The sequence below is a fragment of the Sphingopyxis sp. genome, assembly GCF_016463645.1.
Lineage (GTDB): Bacteria > Pseudomonadota > Alphaproteobacteria > Sphingomonadales > Sphingomonadaceae > Sphingopyxis.
The window spans coordinates 1-2,036 of the sequence record NZ_JAEMQX010000250.1 but is presented as its reverse complement, the minus strand read 5'-3'; the positions used below and the strand labels follow the sequence as shown (position 1 = coordinate 2,036).

Annotated in this window: 2 protein-coding genes and 1 pseudogene; all 3 read right to left on the bottom strand. The window is 70.6% G+C overall.

Annotated elements, in window-relative coordinates; genetic code table 11:
• Positions 1 to 1,013: cobyric acid synthase (locus JHC57_RS22205; protein WP_294032729.1), on the bottom strand; the 1,013-nt coding region annotated here is incomplete at its 3' end.
• Positions 1,001 to 1,939 (bottom strand): adenosylcobinamide-phosphate synthase CbiB, encoded by a 939-nt coding sequence (gene cbiB, locus JHC57_RS22200; RefSeq protein WP_294032728.1) that lies wholly within the window; start codon positions 1,937 to 1,939, stop codon positions 1,001 to 1,003. The genes cbiB and JHC57_RS22205, both read right to left, overlap by 13 nt.
• A pseudogene (locus JHC57_RS22195) lies at positions 1,932 to 2,036 on the bottom strand (threonine-phosphate decarboxylase); the annotation flags it as partial. The gene cbiB and the pseudogene JHC57_RS22195, both read right to left, overlap by 8 nt.

The window sequence follows — 2,036 nt, the reverse complement described above, 5'->3', positions numbered from 1 at the left end:
AGCATCTGATATCCGCCGCACAGCCCGACGATCAGCCCGCCGCGCCGGTGATGCGCCTTGATGTCGATATCCCAACCCTCGGCACGTAGCGCCGCGAGGTCGGCGATCGTCGCTTTCGATCCCGGTAGCACGATGATCGCCGCTTCGGAGGGAATCGGGCGGCCGGGCGGCACCATCACGACCTCGACTCCGGGCTCGAGCTTCAGCGGATCGAGATCATCGAAGTTCGAAATGCGCGGCAGGATCGGGCAGGCGATCGTCCGGCGCCCGTCGCGCGGATCGGCGGGGCGTTCGAGGATCACCGCATCCTCGCTGGGCAGTCGCGCCGCAGCGCTCAGCCAAGGGATGACGCCGAGCCCCCGCCACCCGCTCCGCCGCTCGATCTCGCGATAGCCGTCGTCGAACAGCGCGGGGTCGCCGCGGAACTTGTTGATCAGGAAGCCGCGGATCATCGCGGCATCGTCGGGCTCGATCACCGCGCGTGTGCCGACGAGCGAGGCGATCACGCCGCCGCGGTCGATGTCGCCGATCAGCACCACCGGCACATCGGCGGCGCGGGCGAAGCCCATGTTCGCGATATCGCTCCGGCGCAGATTGGTCTCGGCGGGCGACCCTGCGCCCTCGACGATCACGATGTCGCATTCGCTGCGCAGGCGCCCGTAGCTTTCGAGCACTTCGGCGATCAGCGTGCCGCGGGCCTCGCGGAAATTGCCGCTGCCGAGCGTCCCGCGTACGCGGCCATGGACGATAAGCTGCGAAGTGCGGTCGGCCTGCGGCTTCAGCAGCACCGGGTTCATGTCGCTATGCGGTTCGACGCGGCACGCCATCGCCTGCAGCGCCTGCGCGCGCCCGATCTCGCCGCCATCGGCGGTGACCGCGGCATTGTTCGACATATTCTGCGGCTTGAACGGCCGGACGGTGAGGCCGCGATGGACGAGCGCGCGGCAGAGCGCGGCGACGAGTACCGACTTGCCGACGTCCGATCCGGTGCCCTGCAGCATCAAAGCAGCCATGCCGCCCCTCCCGCGATCAGCCACAGCATCAGACAGGCGCGCAGATAGATGACGAGCGCACGGTCGATCTCCTCGCCGCCAACCTCGCTGTCGCCATCGCCGATCCACGCCTTCTCGTGCATGACGCCGTCATAGGCGATCGGGCCCGCGAGCCGAAGCCCCAGCGCACCCGCCATCGCGGCCTCGGGCCAGCCCGCGTTGGGCGAAGCGTGCTTGCGCGCGTCGCGCCCCAGGATGCGCCATCCTCCACGGCCCGCGAGGCAGAGCAGCAGCCCCGAAAGCCGCGCCGGAATCCAGCCCGCGAGGTCGTCGAACCGTGCCGCTGCCCAGCCGAAGGCGCGCCAGCGTTCCTCGCGGTGGCCGATCAGACTGTCGGCGGTGTTCACCGCCTTATACGCCCAGACGCCGGGCAGGCCGAGCAGGAGCAGCCAGAAGAGCGGTGCCGCCACACCGTCGCAGAAACTCTCGGCGAGGCTCTCGATCGCCGCGCGCGCGACCCCGGCTTCGTCGAGCGCCGCCGTGTCGCGGCCGACGATCAGGCCGACCGCGCGACGGGCCTCCGCAAGGTTGCCGGCGTCGATCCGCTCGCCGACCGCGCGGACATGGTCGAACAGGCTGCGCTGCGCGAGCGCGGGCCAGGCGAGAATCGCGACGCCGACCCAGCCCCAGCTGCCGAAGGCACCGAGCAAGAGGCGCTGCATGCCCAGGCCGACGCTGCCGGCGACAAGCAGGAGGAGCAAAAGCGTCACGGCGCCCAGCGCGCGCCGCTTTGCAAAACCATATCCGGGCCGGTTCCACCGCGCCTCGCATTCCGTGATGATGCGCGCGAACAGCCCGACGGGATGGCCGATGCGGCGATAGAGTGCGCGCGGCCAGCCGAACGCCGCGTCGAGCGCGAGCGCGGTGAGCGTGATCGGCTCAGCCATCGGCGAGCGCCGCTCCGAGCCGCCCCAGCGCAGCGGCGTCGGCGGGCAGGCCGATGCGCATCCAGCGCGATTGCCTCGCAAAGGGGCGCGTCAGGAT